The sequence below is a fragment of the Pseudarthrobacter linnaei genome (assembly GCF_055412825.1).
On sequence record NZ_JBVAYX010000014.1, the window covers coordinates 18,587 to 36,396 of the forward strand.

Sequence of the window (17,810 nt, forward strand, 5' to 3'; positions counted from 1 at the left end):
ATGACCGCTGAACTTGCTGAGCCAGCCTCCAAGATCGAACTGCCCGCCCACATCGGTGGCGGCGGGGACATCCCGTCCTTCGACGTCCACCTGCGCGTGCGCCGCTACAACCCGGAGGTCTCCGACGAGTCCACCTGGGATGACTTCCACGTGACCATGTACGGCACGGACCGTGTCCTCGATGCCCTGCACAAGGTCAAGTGGGAAATCGACGGCAGCGTCTCCTTCCGCCGTTCCTGTGCGCACGGTGTCTGCGGTTCCGATGCCATGCGCATCAACGGCCGCAACCGCCTCGCCTGCAAGACCCTGCTGAAGGACCTGGACACGTCCAAGCCCATCACGGTCGAGCCGATCAAGGGCCTTCCGGTGGAGAAGGACCTGATCGTGGACATGGAGCCCTTCTTCCAGTCCTTCCGCGAGGTCATGCCGTTCCTGATCAACCGCGGCCACGAGCCCACAAAGGAACGCCTGCAGTCCGCCGAGGACCGCGAACGCTTCGACGACACCACCAAGTGCATCCTCTGCGCCGCGTGCACCTCGTCCTGCCCGGTGTTCTGGACCGACGGGCAGTACTTCGGCCCGGCGGCGATCGTCAACGCGCACCGCTTCATCTTCGATTCCCGTGATGATGCCGGCGACATGCGCCTGGAGATCCTCAACGACAAGGAAGGCGTGTGGCGCTGCCGCACCACCTTCAACTGCACCGAGGCATGCCCCCGCGGCATCCAGGTCACGCAGGCAATCGCTGAGGTCAAGCAGGCCATCCTGTCCCGCAAGATCTAGCACCTGCGGTATCACGACGACGGCGCCCCTCACCTTCCAGGTGGGGGCGCCGTCGTCGTAGTCCGCCGGAACGAAAGGTCCACGTGTCCCGCTCCGAAAAAGTCTCCTTTCAGGGTTCCACCGGCGAACTCCTCTCCGGCATCGTCGACGTCCCCGAGGGGCCGGTGAAGGGCTGGGGCGTGTTCTCGCACGGCTTCACGCTGGGCAAGGACAGCCCCTCGGCCTCGCGGATGTGCAGGGCGCTGGCGGACAACGGGGTGGGCATGCTCCGCTTCGACAACCTGGGCCTCGGCGAATCCGCCGGCCTCTGGTCGGAGGGCTCCTTCAGCCACAAGGTGGCGGACACCGTGAAGGCCGCCGAATTCATGCGCGACTCCGGCCGGCCAGTCTCACTGCTCGTGGGCCACTCCTTTGGCGGGGCCGCCGTCCTGTCGGCGGCGCAGGAGATCCCGACGCTCGACGCCGTCGCCACCGTGGGCGCGCCGTTCTCGCCCATGCATGTGGCCCATGTCTTTGACGCCGCCCTGGACCGGATCCTCAGCGAGGGCAGCGCCGAGGTGGACCTGGGCGGCAAACGGGTGGAGATCCGCCGGCACTTCGTGGAGGATCTGGAGAACGCCGACCTGACGGACTGCATCCGGCGGCTCGGGAAGCCGCTGCTGGTGCTGCACTCCCCCACCGACAACACGGTCGGCATCGAGAATGCCAGCACCATCTTCCAGACGGCACGGCACCCGCGCAGCTTCGTGTCACTCGAGGGCAGCGACCACCTGTTGACAGCCAAGGGCCAGGCTGCGCGCGCCGCGAGGATTATTTCAGCCTGGGCCGACCAATACCTCGACGCCACCGCGTAGTCACGGCCGGGCGGGGGCTCTCCCGGGACTCCACGGGCGTCTTGCCAGGCTGGACCCGGCGGGGGCCCCATCCGGTCGTTTTGTTGGCTGGACCCCGGTTGAGGTCCTCCTCCCGGATTGCCACCCACGCGGCGCAGACCACGTACACCTGGCTGACCAGGTTGAACCAGATCAGCAGGCCGATGATGATGGCGAAGGGCGCCAGGATGGGGTTCCGTCCGGCGCTGGCCAGCAGCTGGGTGCTGAAGATCTGCAGCACCGTGGTGCCCACCGCGGCCATCAGGGTCCCTTCCAGGAGTGAACGGCGGGCCAGCTTCAGCCCAGCGGCCACCCGGAACATGATCAGGGCGGTGCCCCAGCCGAGCAGCAGCGGCACGAGGATCGTGAACAAGGTCGTCAGGGGCCCGGCCAGCAGCGGATCGAGGTTCAGCGTCGCGGCCACCCAGCCTGCCGCCGTGCCGAAGACCAGCGACGCAGCCGCGCTGGTCACGAGCGCCGCTCCGAGCAGCAGCAGGGTGCCGGCGTCGCGCAGTATCTGCAGGACCGGGTTCATTGCCCGCGGGCCCAGCCGCATCATGCCCCGCACGCCGTCGCGGATGCCGCGGATCCAGCCCAGGGCCGTGAAGACCGTTACGGCGGCGGCGATCACGGCGGCCCAGCCGAGGCTGGCGGGGTTCAGCAGCTGATAGGGGTCAACCAGTCCCTCGCTGCCGTTGACCTGCAGGAGCCCGGGCGCGGTCATGGCCACGCTTCTGATGATCTGGTCCAGCAGTGCAGGCTGTCCGCTCAGGAAGAGACCTGCCAGGGAGAATCCGGTGGCCAGCAGACCGGTGACGGAGAAGAACATCCTGAACCCGATGCCGGCACTCATCAGCGGGCCGTGCTGGAGGTTGTAGTGCTGGAAGGCGCGGAGCGGACGGACGGTGTTGAGCCGGGCGAGCAGCCACGGCACCATCGACAGCAGCGACGCCATCCGGCCTCCGCCGGAGCGACGGACCTTTCCCCATTCAACCCGTTTCCGGATGACTTCCAGTTGCAGCCGGGCCAGCTCAGTGGGAAGCGGCGGCTCAGTGGGTGCCTGCTGCACCGTCCTCGCCTCGGTCGATGTCAGATTCGGTCCCAAAGTCAAGCTCTTCCCGTAGCTGCCAAATGCCGTTGTCGTCGTGCTCGTAGAGTCCCATGCTAGCCACCGGGAACGTGGCCCTGTAATCCTTGAGCACCGTTTCGGCCTCATCGAGGCTCTCGGGGGCGACGTCGTGGGCGACGGTGACGTGCGGGTGGTACGCAAACGGCAGTTCCCGCTCCAGCGGTCCGGCCTGGAGCTGCTGGTGCAGGCTGACGCAGTCCCCGAAGCCGTCCTCAACGTTGAGGAAGACCACGGGAGACACCGGCCGGAAGGATCCTGTCCCGGCGATGGTCACGATGAATGGCTCCTGTTTGCTGGCAACCTCACGCACATGGTTGCGTGTGGCGTCCCAGTCCTGGGTCATGGTGGTGGTCACCAGCGTGATGTGGGCCGGGATGATGCCGGCCATGGGGTCTCCGAAGGACGCCCGCCAGCGCTGGAGCTCCTCGGCGATCTCCGCCGGGAACCTCAGGATCACGCCGATACTGACACCTTCGGCCCGCTGTCCGTCGCCCCGGGGGTCCTGGATCCCTTGAGCCGTGCTGCTGCCGGCGCGCGCCGTGGTGCGGGCCGGCGCGTTAGCGGTGACTTTGCTGACGGAGGACATTGCGCTAGCGGACTCCCTGGGTTCCGGCGTAGGGCAGGAACCCCACCTTGGCGTAGACGTCGCGCAGGGTGACCGAGGCGATCTCGCGGGCCTTGTCGGCGCCGAGCGCCAGCAGCCGGTCAAGCTCCGCGGGGTCGTCCAGGAGTTCGTTGGCCCGGTTCCGGATGGGGGTCAGGCGCTCTGCCACAACCTGGGCGAGGTCGACCTTGAGGTGGCCGTACATTTTGCCCTGATAGGCGGCGACGAGGGTCGCCACACTCTGCCCGGTGATCGCCGAGTAGATGGTCAGGAGGTTGGAGACCCCGGGCTTGGCCTCGCGGTCGAAGCGGATCTCCGTCTCCGCGTCCGTCACCGCGGACTTGATCCGTTTGGCGATGACCTTGGGATCGTCCAGGAGGTTGATCAGACCAGCCGGTGATTCCGCCGATTTGGACATCTTGGCGGTGGGGTTCTGCAGATCGTAGATTTTCGCCGATTCCTTCTGGATAAAAGGCGCCGGAACGTTGAAGGTCTCGCCGAAGCGGGAGTTGAAGCGCTGGGCCAGGTCGCGGCTGAGCTCCACGTGCTGCCGCTGGTCCTCTCCCACCGGCACCCCGTGGGGCTGGTAGAGGAGGATGTCCGCGGCCTGCAGGACCGGGTAGGTGAACAGGCCAACGCTGGCCTGGTCCGAGCCGTGCCGTGAGGCCTTGTCCTTGAACTGTGTCATCCGGGAGGCCTCACCGAAGCCGGTGATGCAGTTCAGGACCCAGGCCAGCTGGGCGTGCTCGGGCACCTGGGACTGGACAAAGAGCGTGCACTTTTCCACATCGACGCCGCCGGCAATGTACTGCGCGGCCGTAACCCGGGTGCGGTGGGCCAGTTCGGCCGGATCCTGCGGAACCGTGATCGCGTGCAGGTCCGGGATGAAGAAGATGGCATCAAACTCATCCTGCATCCGGACCCAGTTCACCAGGGCGCCGAGGTAGTTGCCCAGGTGCAGGGAATCCGCCGAGGGCTGCATGCCCGACAGGATGCGCTGCCGGACCCCCGGGGGGACGGCAGAGTCGGGGGCCGCGGAGGCCTCAGCGGCGGTGGCTGTGGCCGCGTCGGCGGTGGCCGCGTCGGCGGTGGCCGCGTCGGCGGCGTCGTGGACCGGGGTCACGGTGGAAGGAGAAGTCATTCGTGGGAACCTTTTGACTAGAGCCGGTAGTCCACTACCAGCGGGGCGTGGTCGGAGAAGCGTGTGTCCCAGGACGGCGCCCGGTCAACAACGGCTGATACGGCCGCAGCAGCGAGGGCGGGCGTGGCTATCTGGTAGTCAATGCGCCAGCCGGTGTCGTTGTCGAAAGCCTGTCCCCGTTGCGACCACCAGGTGTAGGGGCCGTCGACGGCGCCCGCCAGGCCCCGGTGAACGTCCTTCCAGCCGATTTCCTCGCCAAAGAAACGGTCAAAGTAGGCCCGCTCCTCCGGCAGGAAGCCGGCACGTTTGACGTTGCCCTTCCAGTTCCTGATGTCCAGTTCCGTGTGGCCGACGTTGAGGTCGCCCACCACGAGGGCGTGGTCACTGTGTTTGGCCAGCTCGGGCAGCCGGTCGACCATGACATCGAGGAAGCGGAATTTGTCGTCCTGCTTCGGGGTGCCCGCCTCGCCGGAATGGACATAGGCGCTGGCGACGGTCAGCTGCGAGGCCTCCCCCTCCGCGTTGCGGACGGTGTAGTCGGCCTCGACCCAGCGGCCGGCGGTGGCAAAGTAGTCGTCGCCGATGCCCGACCGGGTCTGCAGGGGTTCGGTCCGGGAAGCGATGGCGACGCCGGCGCGGCCCTTGGCCTCGGCCTCCGCGTGCAGGATGTACCAGCCCTCGCCGAGCAGCTGGTGGACGATCGCGTCAGGCGCGCGGACCTCCTGCAGGCAGAGGATGTCCACCTCGCGGGGCTCCAGCCATGCCGCCATGCCGTTCTTGTACGCGGCACGGAGGCCATTGACGTTGACTGATGCGATGCGAAGGTTGTCCTTCTTCAATGCCGAACTCACCCGATCCACTCTAGTCGACAATGGTTCCGGCGACAGGTTCGTCGGTGCCGGAGGACTTGATCATGTCCCGCGCGTTCGTGGCGGTGATCTCAATGGTCTCGAGCGCCCGGCGGATGGTGTCCTGGTCCGAGGCGGCGCCCTTCGCCCGCTCCTGCTCGACGACGCGTACCTGCACCTGGACAATCTTGAACGAGTGGTCGAGCTTCAGGTCCCGGACCTCGTTGGCTTCGCGGCGGACCTGCACGAGGCGTGTGCCGCCGTGGTCGACACTGCCCGACGACGGCGCCCGGCCGGCGGCAGCGTTGAAGGCGTTCTGCGCCTCGGTGAGCCTGGCGCCGGCTTTCCGGGCTGCCTTCTGGATGCTGAAGACCACGAAGGAGGCCAGCGCGAGCCAGAAGCCGGCGATGATCGCCACGATCCAGCCGACGACATCGTTCTGGTTCGCGGCAAAGATGACCGCGACGACGAAGGCGATGATGAACACCATCATCCCGGGTCCGCTGATGCGGAACATGGAGAACTTGCCTGTGGCGGTGTTGTACGCGGACGGCTTGGAAGACTCGGAGTTGCCCAGAGATTGCATGAGCCTATTATCGCAAACCCCCGCAGCGGACCGGGCCGCTTCACCCCGGGGCGAACGCCGCGCCGCGGGGGCACTCCGGGCGGTGGCCGCTATGGGAGCACGGAGTATCCGGACAGCACGGAGCCTTAAGACAGCACGGAGCCTTAGGACAGTACGGAACCTTAGGACAGTACGAGGCAGAACGGGTGGCCGCCGGGGTCGGTGTAGACGCGGAAGGTCTCCGCGCCGGCTCGCAGGCTGGTGGCGCCGAGCCGGAGCACCTCCGCCTCGGCGGCGTCGAGGTCTTCGACCAGCACGTCCACGTGCATCTGCTGCGGGTGGTCCGCGTCCGGCCACTGCGGCCGGACCAGCCGCTCCACGCGCTGGAAGGCCACAGCTGGGCGGTCGGCGGCGTCGCCGATCGTGATGAAGTCCTCGTCCTCCTCGACGCGGACCATGCCGAGGAGCTCCTCATAGAAGCCCGCCAGAGTATCGGGATCCTCGCAGTCGATGACGAGGGCCTGCCATTTGCCGATCATGGTTCTCCATATTCGAATCGTTACTTGAGGAACAGCCTGCGCAACCGGCTGGTGGTGAGCAGCACGCCGCAGGCGATCATCACCAGGTAATAACCGATGTGCACCGCCGTCGCCGGGGTGAAGATGCCCACGCTGATCTGGCGGAGCAATTCCACGCCGTGCCACAGCGGCATGGCCTGGATGAGCCACTGGATGTACTGCGGGTAGACGCTGAGCGGGTAGAAGGTGGCGCTGAACAGGAACATCGGCAGCATCGCGAAGTTGATCCAGTCCATCTGCTGGAAGGTCTTCATGAAGCTGGTGACGCCCATGCCGAAACTCGCGAAGCCGAGAGCGATCAGCACCGCTGCCGGGATCATCAGGATGGCCCACGGCGTCGTGATCAGCCCCATTACCGCCATCACGGCGGTGAACCCCGTGGCGTACATCAGGCCCCGCAGCAGGGCCAGGAAGATCTCCCCCATGGCGACGTCGAGCGGGCCCAGGGAGGTGTAGAGCATGCCCTGGTAGAGCTTCGAAAAGTTCATCTTGAAGAACACGTTCCAGGTGGAGTCGTACACCGCGCCGTTCATTGCGGATACGGCCAGCAGCGCCGGGGCGATGTAGGCGGCGTACGAAATCTCTCCGCCCCCCGGCCCCTGCACGGAGCCGACGATGGCGCCCAGGCCGACGCCCATCGCGATCAGGTACAGCACGGGCTCGAAGAAGCCCGAGAGCATGACCATCCAGTTGCTGCTCTTGGTGGCCATCAGACCGCGGGCGATGACGGCACGGACATTCCGGGAGTACAGCGGCCCGAACTTCCGGTTACGCGCCGCCTCGGCGTCGCTGTGGCTGGTGGTGACAACGCTCATCCGGCCATCCTTTTGATGAACTGCCGCTTGGTCAGGACCCAGCCCACCACCGTGAGGACCAGCAGGAAGACGACGTGCGCGATGGTCAGCAGCGGGGGCTCCTGGTATCCATAGCTGAAGACCCGGCCCAGCTCGGTGCCGTGCCAGATCGGTGAGATCCAGCCGATCCAGCGCACGGTCAGCGGCAGGGTGTCCAGCGGGAAGAAGGTCCCGGAAAACAGGAACAGCGGCATCACGATGAAGCGCATCACCATGGCGAACTGGCCCTTGTCCTGCGTGATCGAGGCGGCGTAGGCCATCAGCGGCAGCCCGAAGGCCAAACCGGCGAGGGTGGCGACCAGGATCATCACCCAGCCCCAGGCCCCCGGCGACGCCCCGAACAGTGCCACCACCACGAAGTAGATGGCCGACTGCAGCAGGAAGCGCACCGTGACGGCGATGATCTGCCCCAGCGCGATCTGCTGGGGCGTCAGCGGCGAGGCGTGCGGGCCGTAGTAGACCCGGCGCCACTTGAAGCCGTCCATCACCGGGAAGGTGAATTCGTTCCCGGCCGTCATGACGGCGGCCGAAATCAGCAGGGCAGGAGCGATGAACACGAGGTAGCTGACCCCGCCGAACGCCGCCGTGCTGTCGGTGTCCACGAGCGTTGCGAGGCCCACGCCCATCGCAAAAAGATAGGCGACCGGCTGCCCGACGCCGTACATCACGATGGTCCAGCCGTAGTTCTTCATCACGCGAAGAACCTGCTCGGCGTAGTAGAAGGCACCCCATTTTCGGGCCCGGGCCGCGGAGACGGCCGGCGAGTGGGCGCGCAGTGGTGCCGCCTGGGCGATTCCTGCTCCGGCCGCCGCTCCGCTGGCGGCCGCCTTCCCGGGCAGTCCGGCTTTCCTAGTCAACGAGGCTCCTGCCGGTCAGGCGCAGGAAGACGTCCTCAAGCGAGGACCGGCGCACCAGCGAGGTCACCGGGCGCAGTCCGCGGGCGGAGACCTCCTCGAGGGCGGCCTCGCCGTCGTGGGCGTAGATCAGGACGCGGTCCGGCAGGGTTTCCAGCCGTTCGCCGATGCCTTCGAGTTCGGTGCCCACGGTGGCGTTGCGCTCCGAGCCGAACCGCAGCTCAAGGACCTCGCGGGTGGAGTACTCGCGGATCAGGCTGGCGGGTGAGCCCTCGGCCATGATCCTGCCCTTGTCCACCACGATCAGGCGGTCGCAGAGCTGCTCGGCCTCGTCCATGTAGTGGGTGGTGAGGATCAGCGTGACGCCCTGCTCCTTGAGCCGGAACAGCCGGTCCCAGAGGATGTGCCGGGCCTGCGGGTCCAGCCCGGTGGTGGGCTCGTCCAGGAGCAGGATGCGGGGTTCGTTGATGAGGGAGCGCGCGATCGTGAGGCGGCGCTTCATGCCGCCGGAGAGCGCGTCCACCTTGGATTTGGCCTTGTCCGTGAGCTGCGCGAACTCCAGCAGCTCGTCGGCCTTGGGCCGGAGGTAGCTCATGGGCAGCCCGAAGTACCGCCCGTAGACCAGGAGGTTGTCCCGGACCTTGAGTTCCTCGTCCAGGTTGTCCTGCTGCGGGACGACGCCCAGGTGCGCGCGGACCTCCGGGCCGTTCACGTCCGGGTCCAGGCCCATGATGCTCAGGCGCCCGGAGGTCCGCTGGGACACCCCGCCGATCATCTTCATGGTGGTGGACTTGCCGGCGCCGTTGGGGCCCAGCAGGCCAAAGGCCTCTCCGGCGGGCACGGAGAAGGAGATACCGTCGACGGCGGCAACGTCGCCGTAGCGCTTCGTCAGGTTTTCGGCCGTGATCACGAACTGCGGCGGGCCGGTTTCGGCGGGGCTGCTCACTGGGGCGTCCTTTTGGGAGGCTTCCTGGGCTGAGGATTCTCTTGAGACTAGTTCAGGCACCCGAATCACGGTAGTGGATCCCGCCGAACTATGAAAGAGTCTTTTCGTAAAAGATCCGGACGGTCGCCGTTTCCGTGATGTCCCGGGGCTTAAACGGCCCAGGGCGCCGCCTCCGGGCCGGAGGGGCGCCCTGGCGACAGGCGGCTCAGGCGGCGCCGGAGGGGCCCGCCTCGGCCAGGTGGCGTTCCGCGGTTTCCACCACGTTGGCCAGCAGCATGGCGCGGGTCATCGGGCCCACTCCCCCGGGGTTCGGGGACAGCCAGGCGGCGACGCCGGCCGCGGCGGGGTCCACGTCACCGGTGACCACCGCCTTGCCCGAGCCGTCATCGACCCGGCTGACGCCGACGTCGAGCACGATGGCGCCCGGCTTGAGGTCCTCCGCCTTGATCATGTGCGGCTGGCCGGCCGCGGCGATCACGACGTCGGCCTGCCGGAGTTCAGCGGGCAGGTCCGCCGTGCCGGTGTGCGCCAGGATGACCGTGGCGTTGACGTCCTTGCGGGTGAGCAGCAGCCCCACCGGGCGGCCGATCGTGACCCCGCGGCCGACCACCAGCACCCGCTTGCCGCTGAGGCTGATGCCGTGCCGGGTGAGCAGCTCCACGCAGCCCTTGGGGGTGCACGGCAGCGGGGACTTCATGGGGCCGCTGACGTTCGCCACGAGCCGGCCCAGGTTCATCGGGTGCAGGCCGTCGGCGTCCTTGTCGGGGTCCATGGCCTCCAGGATGACGTCCTGGTCGATATGCGCCGGCAGCGGGAGCTGGACGATGTAGCCGGTGCATTCCGGGTTCTCGTTGAGCTCCCGGACCACAGCCAGCAGCTCCTCCTGGGTTGTCTCCGCCGGCAGGTCGCGGCGGATGGAGGTGATGCCCACCTCGGCGCAGTCCTTGTGCTTGCCGCCGACGTACCAGGTGCTGCCCGGGTCAGAGCCGACCAGGATGGTGCCCAGGCCCGGGACGATCCCGCGGGTCTTGAGCGCCGCCACGCGTTCGGTCAGTTCGGCCTTGATCGTGGCGGCGGTGGCCTTGCCGTCGAGGATCCGGGCGGTTTCAGCCGTGTGTGCAGTCTCAGCAGACGTCATGGCCTACCACTGCTCGTGCTGCGGGTACAGCGGGAAGTCGGCGGCGAGCTTGTCCACGCGGGACTGGAGCGCCTCGACGTTGGCGGCGGTACCGGCCTTCAGCGCGGTCGCGATGATCTCGGCAACCTCGGTGAACTCCCCGGCGCCGAAGCCGCGGGTGGCCAGGGCCGGGGTGCCGATGCGCAGGCCGGAGGTGACCATCGGTGGGCGCGGGTCGAACGGCACGGCGTTGCGGTTGACCGTGATGCCGACCGAGTGCAGGAGGTCTTCGGCCTGCTGGCCGTCGAGCTGGGAGTTGCGCAGGTCCACCAGGACCAGGTGCACGTCGGTGCCGCCGGTCAGGACGGAGACGCCGGCGTCGGACAGGTCGGGCTGGTTGAGGCGGTCGGCGATGATCCGGGCGCCCTCGAGGACGCGTTCCTGGCGCTCTTTGAATTCTTCCGTGCCGGCGATCTTGAACGCGACGGCCTTGGCGGCGATCACGTGCATGAGCGGCCCACCCTGCTGGCCGGGGAAGACGTTGGAGTTGATCTTCTTGGCCCATTCCTTCTTGGCCAGGATCACGCCGGAGCGGGGCCCGGCGAGGGTCTTGTGCACGGTGGAGGTGACGACGTCGGAGTACGGGACCGGGCTCGGGTGCAGACCGGCGGCCACGAGGCCGGCGAAGTGCGCCATATCGGTCCACAGCAGGGCACCGACCTCATCGGCGATCGACCGGAAGGCCGCGAAGTCCAGGTGGCGCGGGTAGGCGGACCAGCCGGCGATGATCACCTTCGGCTTCTCGGCGATGGCCTGCGCGCGGAGCTTGTCCATGTCGATGCGGAAGTCGTCCGGCTCGACCTGGTACGCGGCGACCTCGTAGAGCTTGCCGGAGAAGTTGAGCTTCATGCCGTGGGTCAGGTGGCCGCCGTGGGCCAGGGACAGGCCCAGGATCTTGTCCCCCGGGGTGATCATCGCGGAGAGCGCCGCGGCGTTGGCCTGGGCGCCGGAGTGCGGCTGGACGTTGGCGTATTCGGCGCCGAAGAGCTGCTTGACCCGGTCGATCGCGAGCTGCTCGGCGATGTCGACGTACTCGCAGCCGCCGTAGTAGCGGCGGCCGGGGTAACCCTCGGCGTACTTGTTGGTCAGGACCGAACCCTGGGCTTCCATCACGGCGCGCGGGGCGAAGTTCTCGGAGGCGATCATTTCGAGGGTGCCGCGCTGGCGGCCAAGCTCCTGGGCAAGGACTGCGGCGATTTCGGGGTCAAGATCGGCCAGTGGCTGGTTGCTCACGGCGGCTGAAGAAAGGCTAAGGGAGGTGGTCACGGGGAACTCCTGGCTAGGCAACGGGGCACTGCTTAAGGTCAGGTTACCGGCTGGCCCGCGGCGGCGCCCCTAGATTACGGCCCCGGGAAACGGGGACATGACAGGGAGCCGGCACCCGCAGTGGGGCGCCGATGCGGGCCGGCAGCAAGGCGCTGCCAACCGGAAAACATGACCCTCGGCCCAGGCGTACGATCCGTGGTCTTCGTAAGTGCCGCTCCCTGGTGGTTAGCCACCCAACGCCAGTTGCGACCGTTCCAGACTACCCCAGACCGGCGGCCCGGACCGTGCCTCCGGTTGACCGCGGGTAGGCTTGACTTCCGTGACTGACGACCAGCTGACTGCCTCCTATATCCTCACCCTCTCCTGCCCGGACCGCCCCGGAATCGTGCACGCCGTCGCGGGCGCCCTGCTCGTCGCGGGCTGCAATATTACGGACTCGCAGCAATACGGCAGCCAGAGCACCGGCACCTTCTTTATGCGCGTCGAGGCCACAACGGCGTCCTCCCAGCTGGAGCTCCAGGCCGCCCTGGAGCCCGTGGCCCAGGCCTTCGGGATGCATTGGAGCCTCAACCCCGCCGGCCGGAAGATCCGCACCCTGTTGATGGCCAGCACGTCAGCGCACTGCCTCAATGACCTGCTGTTCCTGCAGCGCTCCGGCACCCTGCCCATCGAGATCCCCGCCATCGTCTCCAACCACCGGGACCTGGCCGGCCTGGCCGAGTTCTACGGCATCCCCTTCCACCACATCCCGGTCACCCCGGACACCAAGGTCCAGGCCGAGGACCAGCTGCGGGCGCTGATGGCCGAGCATGACATCGAGCTCACAGTCCTCGCCCGCTACATGCAGATCATCTCCGACGAACTGTGCCAGCAGCTGACCGGCAAGGCCATCAACATCCACCATTCCTTCCTGCCGTCCTTCAAGGGCGCCAAGCCCTACCACCAGGCACACGCCCGGGGCGTGAAGCTCATCGGCGCCACGGCGCACTACGTGACGGCTGCCCTGGACGAGGGGCCGATCATCGAACAGGAAGTCATCCGGGTGGACCACCGCCGCACGGCCGAGCAGTTCGTCCAGATGGGCCGCGACGTGGAGGGCCGCACGCTGGCCCAGGCGGTGCAGTGGCATGCCGAGCACCGGGTCCTGCTGGACGGGAACCGGACGGTTGTTTTCAACTGAGCCCGGTTGTTTTCCGCTGACGGCGGTCATTGAATAGGGGTATGGCACTTTCCCCGGAAGACCCGCTGACCGAATTCGTGGCCCTGCTCAAGGCTGAGGGCCGCAGGGGTGTGCTGGGCCTGGATTGCGGGCAGGGCCTGGATGGGCTGCGTTTTGTCCAGTCCGGCATCCACTTCACCGGCGTCGACCCGTCCGAGGAGAACATCCATGCGGCGCGGGCCCGGGGCCTGGAAGCCTCGGTCGCTCCGGCCGGCTCGCTGCCCTTCGCCGACTCGGTCTTCCCCTCGGTGTGGGCGGTGGACGCCCTCGGGGGACTGCCCCCGGAGGATTGGGACGACGTCGTCCGGGAGTTGGGGCGGGTGGCCGCGCCCGGGGCGCCGATCGCCGTCGTCGTCCCGGAACAGGACGTTCCCACCCCCGGCCTTCCCAAACAGAGCCTTGGCTTCACAGTGCTCCGCTCCCCCGCCCCGCCACCGGAAAACACCCGTTGAGCTATCACTTGTAGTCGTTCCCAGCGCTCAGAGTGACCACAACTGATAGCTCAACGGGCTCAGGGGCGGCGCACGCTGCGCATGTACCCGCCCAGGAATCCTCCGACGATGAGAGCGGCGCCGCCCAGCCGGGCCAGCCGTACGCCCAGTCCGTGCCGGCCGCGGGTACGTGCGGCCCACGAGGCCAGGAAGATCAGCGTCGCCGTGCCGTTCGCCGCAGCGTGGACGACGCCGACGCGTCGGGTGGCGCGGTCCGCCCGGGCCCATTCGGCCCAGCCGCTGAGGCCGGTGGGGCCGGCCGCGACGACGCCGAGTGCCACGAGCCGGGCGGCTGCGCGCCGGGTTCCCTCGTCCGGGAAGAGGTCCAGGAAGATCGCCATGAACCAGGCCCCGAACGGCACGTCTGTGGCGATGACGTGCGGCGGGATGCCGGTGGCGTCACCCCGGAAGAAGCTGCGCAGCCTGGGGTTGGCCACCAGCCGGCCTGCGAGCGGCTCCGCCACCCGGACGGCCGGGTCGAGGCGGTCCGACTCCTCCAGCCGCCGCATCACTCGTCGAAACTTCCCGTTTTCCGTCAGCACGGGCCACCTCCCGGACAGCGTCTTTGATGGCCTCGATCCTACTCAGGCCCGGCCCCCATTCAACCCCGCCGCCCAACTGGCTCGCAGCAGGGGCCGTTTTGGGGGCTCATACCGGCCCCTGCTGCCAGCTAGTTGGGCGGGGGTGTGGCCTAGGCTGGAGGCATGGCTCCCATTTACGCTTTCGCCGGGGACACCCCGGCCGTCCACGAATCCGCCTTCATCGCACCGAGCGCCTCGGTGATCGGCAAGGCAACGCTCGCCGAGAACTCCAGCGCCTTCTATGGCGTCTCCGTCCGGGCCGACACCGCCGCGATCAGCGTGGGCGCCGGCACCAACCTGCAGGACAACGTGGTGCTGCACGCCGACCCGGGCTTCCCCTGCACGGTCGGCGCCCGGGTCAGCGTCGGGCACAGCGCCGTCGTGCACGGCTGCACGGTTGAGGACGACTGCCTGATCGGCATGAGCGCCACGATTCTCAACGGCGCCGTGATCGGTGCCGGCTCGCTCGTGGCCGCCGGCGCCGTCGTGCTGGAAGGCACCGTGGTTCCGCCCCGCTCGCTGGTCGCCGGGGTGCCGGCCAAGGTCCGCCGCGAACTCAGCGACGAGGAGTTCGCGGGCGTGCAGCAGAACGCGGCGCACTACCAGGATCTGGCCCGGGCGCACCGCGAACTGCACGGCTAAGCACGCTGGGAGCCTTAGTCCAGGGAGATCGGGCCCAGTTCGTCGAGCACGTCGCCCGGACCCGGGTTCCCGGCCGCCGATGACCCGCCCAGGTGGTTGACGACGCCCCAGACCGCGTTCAGTCCGGTAGTCACGGCGCCCTCGGCCCACCCGGCGGTGAAGGACACGTCGTCGCCGGCCAGGAAGATCCCGCGCTGCCCTGCCGGGAGCTGGTCCTGCTTGAAGTGGCTGAAGAGGCGCTGCTGATAGCGGTACTGTCCCGGCAGGTTGGCCTTGAAGGCCCCCATGAAGTTGGGGTCCGCTTCCCACGAGACGGTGATGGGCTGGCCGACGATGTGGCCGGCGATGTCCACGTCCGGGTAGATCTGCTCGAGCGAATGCAGCATGAGCTCGACCCGCTGGTCCGCGTCCAGGGACAGCCATTTCAGTGCGTCGTCGTTCCAGGTGTAGGAGAGCAGGATCACCGCGGGCTTCTCGGGCCCGTTGTCCAGCAGGTAGGTGGCCCGGTTCAGCCGGTCGGTCAGCGTCATGGACATGACCTCCCGGCCCGTCGCGGGGTCGATGTCCTTCCAGAAGGGCCGGTCGACCATCACGAAGGTCTTGGAGGACTGCATGTAGTGCGAGCGTTCGATCGCGGTCCACAGTGCGGCCGGGAACAGGGTTTCCTCGGTGTGGATCCGCGTCGACAGCAGCCACGACTGGCAGGTGGTGATCACGGCCGGATAGGCCGCCTCGCGGCCCCACCGCTCCCGGATGCGGAAGTCGCCGCTGCCGTCCCGGGCGATCCGGTCCACGGCGCCCCGCGGAGCGCCGGCGTGCAGCGAGGCCAGCGATGTCCCCTCGGGCCAGTGGACCATGCCCGACGGCGCGTGCTGCCAAAGTGCCTCCGGGAGCCGCTGCGCCCCGCCGGCAATGGACCGGTGCGCGTCGTCGGCGTCGGTGTAGACAACGCGCAGGATTTCCAGGATGGAGTTGGGGAAATCCGTGTCCCAGCCGCCCGTGCCGAACCCCACCTGCCCGAACGCCTCGCGGTGGTCGAACCCTGCCTGCTTGAACGAGTCACTGCCGGCGATGAACCCGTAGAAGGTCTGTTCATCCAGCAGGGGCAGCAGCGCGTTCCACAGCTCCTTGATCCGGGCGGTGTCCCGCGCGCGGATGGCGTCCTGCATCTCGGCGAACTTGGCGCCGTCGTTGACGGCAGCCTTCCAGGCCTCCGCGACCTCCCGGAAGAACGGCGGGAGGTCCGCCGGGGTGCGGGCGTAGTGCTTCTGCCCGGCGAGCTCGATCACCGTGCTGGAGGTCGCCGCCGCCAGCGGGTTGGGGAACTCCTGGGTTTCTAGTCCGAGCAGTTCGACGTAGTGGTAGAAGGCCTTGCCGGAGACGGGGAAGCGCATCCCGCCGAGGTCGGCCACGACGCCGGCGGCGGAGGGGAAGCTCGCGGTCCGCAGCCGGCCGCCGATCTGGTCCGCTTCGTAGAGGACCGGGCGCAGGCCCAGTTTCATCAGCTCGTAAGCCGCCACCAGCCCGGAGAGCCCGGCGCCGACGACGGCCACTTCGGTTCCGTGGAGCCCGGCGGGGATGGCGCCCAGGCCGTCGGGGTGGGCCAGGTAGTGGTCGTAGCTAAACGGGAAGTCGGGGTTCAGCATGGTGATGGGGGCCTGGCCGCCGGCGCCGGGCGCTGCCGGTCGGGGGGCCGGGAGTTCTGTGGCGGTTGTCATGAGTGGTGTGCTTTCATCGGTTCGGGCGTGGACGTGGTGGCGGAGGGGGCTGCACCGGATAGTTCACGGTATTCCTCGCGGCTGAGCGCCGCCACCCGGGAGTGCCTGCGGCCGTAGCCGAAGTAGACGGCCACGCCCACCAGCATCCACAGTCCGAAGACCACCCAGGTGTCGGCGCCCAGGTTGAGCATGAGGTAGCCGCACATGGCGGCGCCGAGGATGGGGGTCAACGGAAACAGCGGGACGCGGAAGCTGCGCGTGAGTTCGGGCCGGTGGCGCCGCAGGTGGATGACGGCGACGTTGACCAGGGCGAAGGCAAAAAGGGTGCCGATGCTGGTGGCGTCCGCCAGCGCCCCGAGCGGGACCAGGCCCGCGGTGAGGGCGACGGCGGAGCCCACGATCAGGGTCCCGGCAACCGGGGTGCCGGTGCGGGGCGAGACGCGGCCGAAGATTCTGGGCACCATGCCGTCCCGTGACATCGACAGCAGGATGCGGGTCTGGCCGTAGAGGACCGTCAGCACGATGCTGGCGATGGCCAGCACGGCCCCGACGGCGAACACCAGCGCAATCCAGGGCTGCCCGGTAGTCTCCTCCAGGATTTTCACGAGGGCGGCTTCGGTGCCGTCGAACCAGCCCCAGGGCCGGGCGCCGATCGCGGCGACCGCGACGAGCACGTAGATGGTGGTGACGATCAGCATGGAAAGCAGGATGGCCCGGGGCAGATCGCGCTTCGGGTTGCGGGCCTCCTCGCCGGCTGTGGAGGCTGCGTCGAACCCGATATAGGAGAAGAACACCCGGGAGGCGGCGGCGGAGACGCCGGCGGCGCCCATCGGCAGCAGCGGTTCGAAATGGGCGGCGTTAAAGGCGGTGAAGGCCACGGCGCAGAAGAAGACCAGAATGCTGACCTTGACCACGACGATGGCCGTGTTGATCCAGGCGCTTTCCTTGGCGCCGCGGACCAGCAGCGCCATGGCCAGGACCACGATCACGATCGCCGGCGCGTTCAGCACGCCTCCGTCCCCGGGCGGCTGCGAGAAGGCGTCCGGCAGTGCAAGGCCGAAGACGGCGAGGGCTTCGTTGACGTACTGGCCGGCGCCGACGGCGACGGCGGCCACGGAGACTGCGTATTCGAGCACCAGGCACCAGCCGCAGATCCAGGCCATGCCCTCGCCCATGGTCGCGTAGGTGTAGGAGTAGCTCGATCCCGCCGCGGGCACCATTCCGGCCATTTCGGCGTAGGAGACGGCGGAGAGCAGGGCAGCGACTCCGGCGATGGCGAAGGAGATCCAGATGGCCGGGCCCGCCAGCGGCACGGATTCACCCAGGATCACCAGGATGCCCGTGCCGAGGGTGGCGCCGACGCTGATCATCGTCAGCTGCAGCACGCCGAAGCTGCGGACCAGCCGCGTGCCGCCGTGGCCGTTTTCGGCTTCGCTGACGAGCTGTCCGATCGGCTTGCGGCGAAGCAGCTGCGCGGCCAGTCCGGGACGGCCCGTGGTGGCCGGCGGCCGTTCACCGGTAAGAGTTGGCACAGTCATCGTT

The 17,810-nt window shown here is 68.1% G+C and carries 19 protein-coding genes and 1 riboswitch; of the genes, 5 read left to right on the forward strand and 14 right to left on the reverse strand.

Annotated elements, in window-relative coordinates; genetic code table 11:
* The gene (locus ACZYZ3_RS13080; RefSeq protein ID WP_226774031.1) at nucleotides 1-783 is read left to right on the forward strand and encodes a succinate dehydrogenase iron-sulfur subunit; all 783 of its coding nucleotides are present in this window, start codon (nucleotides 1-3) and stop codon (nucleotides 781-783) included.
* Between the two features lie 83 nt (nucleotides 784-866).
* On the forward strand, nucleotides 867-1,637 hold the full coding sequence (locus tag ACZYZ3_RS13085; RefSeq protein ID WP_463964247.1) for an alpha/beta hydrolase family protein: 771 nt from the start codon (nucleotides 867-869) through the stop codon (nucleotides 1,635-1,637).
* Here ACZYZ3_RS13085 and ACZYZ3_RS13090 read toward each other — a convergent pair.
* From ACZYZ3_RS13090 to glyA, 11 genes are all read right to left on the reverse strand, one after another.
* Nucleotides 1,594-2,592 (reverse strand): YihY/virulence factor BrkB family protein, encoded by a 999-nt coding sequence (locus ACZYZ3_RS13090; RefSeq protein ID WP_463964299.1) that lies wholly within the window; start codon nucleotides 2,590-2,592, stop codon nucleotides 1,594-1,596. The genes ACZYZ3_RS13085 and ACZYZ3_RS13090 overlap by 44 nt on opposite strands.
* Before the next feature lie 112 nt (nucleotides 2,593-2,704).
* Entirely contained in the window at nucleotides 2,705-3,370 is a 666-nt protein-coding gene (locus ACZYZ3_RS13095) for a 2'-5' RNA ligase family protein (RefSeq protein WP_463964248.1), read from the reverse strand.
* Between the two features lie 4 nt (nucleotides 3,371-3,374).
* A complete protein-coding gene (gene trpS, locus ACZYZ3_RS13100; RefSeq protein WP_463964249.1) occupies nucleotides 3,375-4,529 on the reverse strand; it encodes a tryptophan--tRNA ligase in 1,155 nt (384 codons plus the stop codon).
* Between the two features lie 17 nt (nucleotides 4,530-4,546).
* Nucleotides 4,547-5,380 (reverse strand): exodeoxyribonuclease III, encoded by an 834-nt coding sequence (locus tag ACZYZ3_RS13105; protein ID WP_463964250.1) that lies wholly within the window; start codon nucleotides 5,378-5,380, stop codon nucleotides 4,547-4,549.
* Between the two features lie 10 nt (nucleotides 5,381-5,390).
* A complete protein-coding gene (locus ACZYZ3_RS13110) occupies nucleotides 5,391-5,963 on the reverse strand; it encodes a hypothetical protein (RefSeq protein ID WP_463964251.1) in 573 nt (190 codons plus the stop codon).
* Between the two features lie 161 nt (nucleotides 5,964-6,124).
* Nucleotides 6,125-6,481: a VOC family protein gene (locus tag ACZYZ3_RS13115; protein WP_463964252.1), complete on the reverse strand. Its 357-nt coding sequence runs from the start codon at nucleotides 6,479-6,481 to the stop codon at nucleotides 6,125-6,127.
* A 20-nt stretch (nucleotides 6,482-6,501) separates the two neighbouring features.
* Complete coding sequence (locus ACZYZ3_RS13120) at nucleotides 6,502-7,335, reverse strand: ABC transporter permease (protein WP_463964253.1); 834 nt, start codon at nucleotides 7,333-7,335, stop codon at nucleotides 6,502-6,504.
* On the reverse strand, nucleotides 7,332-8,168 hold the full coding sequence (locus ACZYZ3_RS13125) for an ABC transporter permease (protein WP_463964300.1): 837 nt from the start codon (nucleotides 8,166-8,168) through the stop codon (nucleotides 7,332-7,334). The genes ACZYZ3_RS13120 and ACZYZ3_RS13125 overlap by 4 nt, the downstream gene beginning before the upstream one ends.
* Before the next feature lie 55 nt (nucleotides 8,169-8,223).
* Nucleotides 8,224-9,174 (reverse strand): ABC transporter ATP-binding protein, encoded by a 951-nt coding sequence (locus ACZYZ3_RS13130; protein ID WP_463964254.1) that lies wholly within the window; start codon nucleotides 9,172-9,174, stop codon nucleotides 8,224-8,226.
* A 205-nt stretch (nucleotides 9,175-9,379) separates the two neighbouring features.
* The gene (locus ACZYZ3_RS13135) at nucleotides 9,380-10,312 is read right to left on the reverse strand and encodes a bifunctional methylenetetrahydrofolate dehydrogenase/methenyltetrahydrofolate cyclohydrolase (RefSeq protein WP_463964255.1); all 933 of its coding nucleotides are present in this window, start codon (nucleotides 10,310-10,312) and stop codon (nucleotides 9,380-9,382) included.
* Nucleotides 10,313-10,315: 3 nt separating this feature from the next.
* Entirely contained in the window at nucleotides 10,316-11,617 is a 1,302-nt protein-coding gene (gene glyA, locus ACZYZ3_RS13140; RefSeq protein WP_463964256.1) for a serine hydroxymethyltransferase, read from the reverse strand.
* A 171-nt stretch (nucleotides 11,618-11,788) separates the two neighbouring features.
* Nucleotides 11,789-11,874: riboswitch (ZMP/ZTP riboswitch) on the reverse strand.
* 62 nt (nucleotides 11,875-11,936) lie between these two features.
* Here glyA and purU point away from each other — a divergent pair.
* Both purU and ACZYZ3_RS13150 read left to right on the forward strand, forming a co-directional pair.
* On the forward strand, nucleotides 11,937-12,797 hold the full coding sequence (gene purU, locus ACZYZ3_RS13145; RefSeq protein ID WP_463964257.1) for a formyltetrahydrofolate deformylase: 861 nt from the start codon (nucleotides 11,937-11,939) through the stop codon (nucleotides 12,795-12,797).
* Nucleotides 12,798-12,838: 41 nt separating this feature from the next.
* Nucleotides 12,839-13,288, forward strand: coding sequence for a class I SAM-dependent methyltransferase (locus ACZYZ3_RS13150; protein WP_463964258.1), 450 nt, complete (start codon nucleotides 12,839-12,841; stop codon nucleotides 13,286-13,288).
* Between the two features lie 59 nt (nucleotides 13,289-13,347).
* On the opposite strand, the gene ACZYZ3_RS13155 is transcribed toward ACZYZ3_RS13150, so the two are convergent.
* On the reverse strand, nucleotides 13,348-13,869 hold the full coding sequence (locus tag ACZYZ3_RS13155; RefSeq protein WP_463964259.1) for a DUF2231 domain-containing protein: 522 nt from the start codon (nucleotides 13,867-13,869) through the stop codon (nucleotides 13,348-13,350).
* A 162-nt stretch (nucleotides 13,870-14,031) separates the two neighbouring features.
* Here ACZYZ3_RS13155 and ACZYZ3_RS13160 point away from each other — a divergent pair, with 162 nt between their 5' ends.
* Nucleotides 14,032-14,550 (forward strand): gamma carbonic anhydrase family protein, encoded by a 519-nt coding sequence (locus ACZYZ3_RS13160; protein ID WP_463964260.1) that lies wholly within the window; start codon nucleotides 14,032-14,034, stop codon nucleotides 14,548-14,550.
* Nucleotides 14,551-14,564: 14 nt separating this feature from the next.
* Here the strand turns inward: ACZYZ3_RS13160 and ACZYZ3_RS13165 are convergent, their stop codons facing one another.
* Nucleotides 14,565-16,268, reverse strand: a complete 1,704-nt coding sequence (locus ACZYZ3_RS13165; protein WP_463964261.1) for a flavin monoamine oxidase family protein — start codon at nucleotides 16,266-16,268, stop codon at nucleotides 14,565-14,567.
* Nucleotides 16,265-17,806, reverse strand: a complete 1,542-nt coding sequence (locus ACZYZ3_RS13170; protein ID WP_463964262.1) for an amino acid permease — start codon at nucleotides 17,804-17,806, stop codon at nucleotides 16,265-16,267. The genes ACZYZ3_RS13165 and ACZYZ3_RS13170 overlap by 4 nt, the downstream gene beginning before the upstream one ends.
* Nucleotides 17,807-17,810 lie beyond the last annotated feature (4 nt).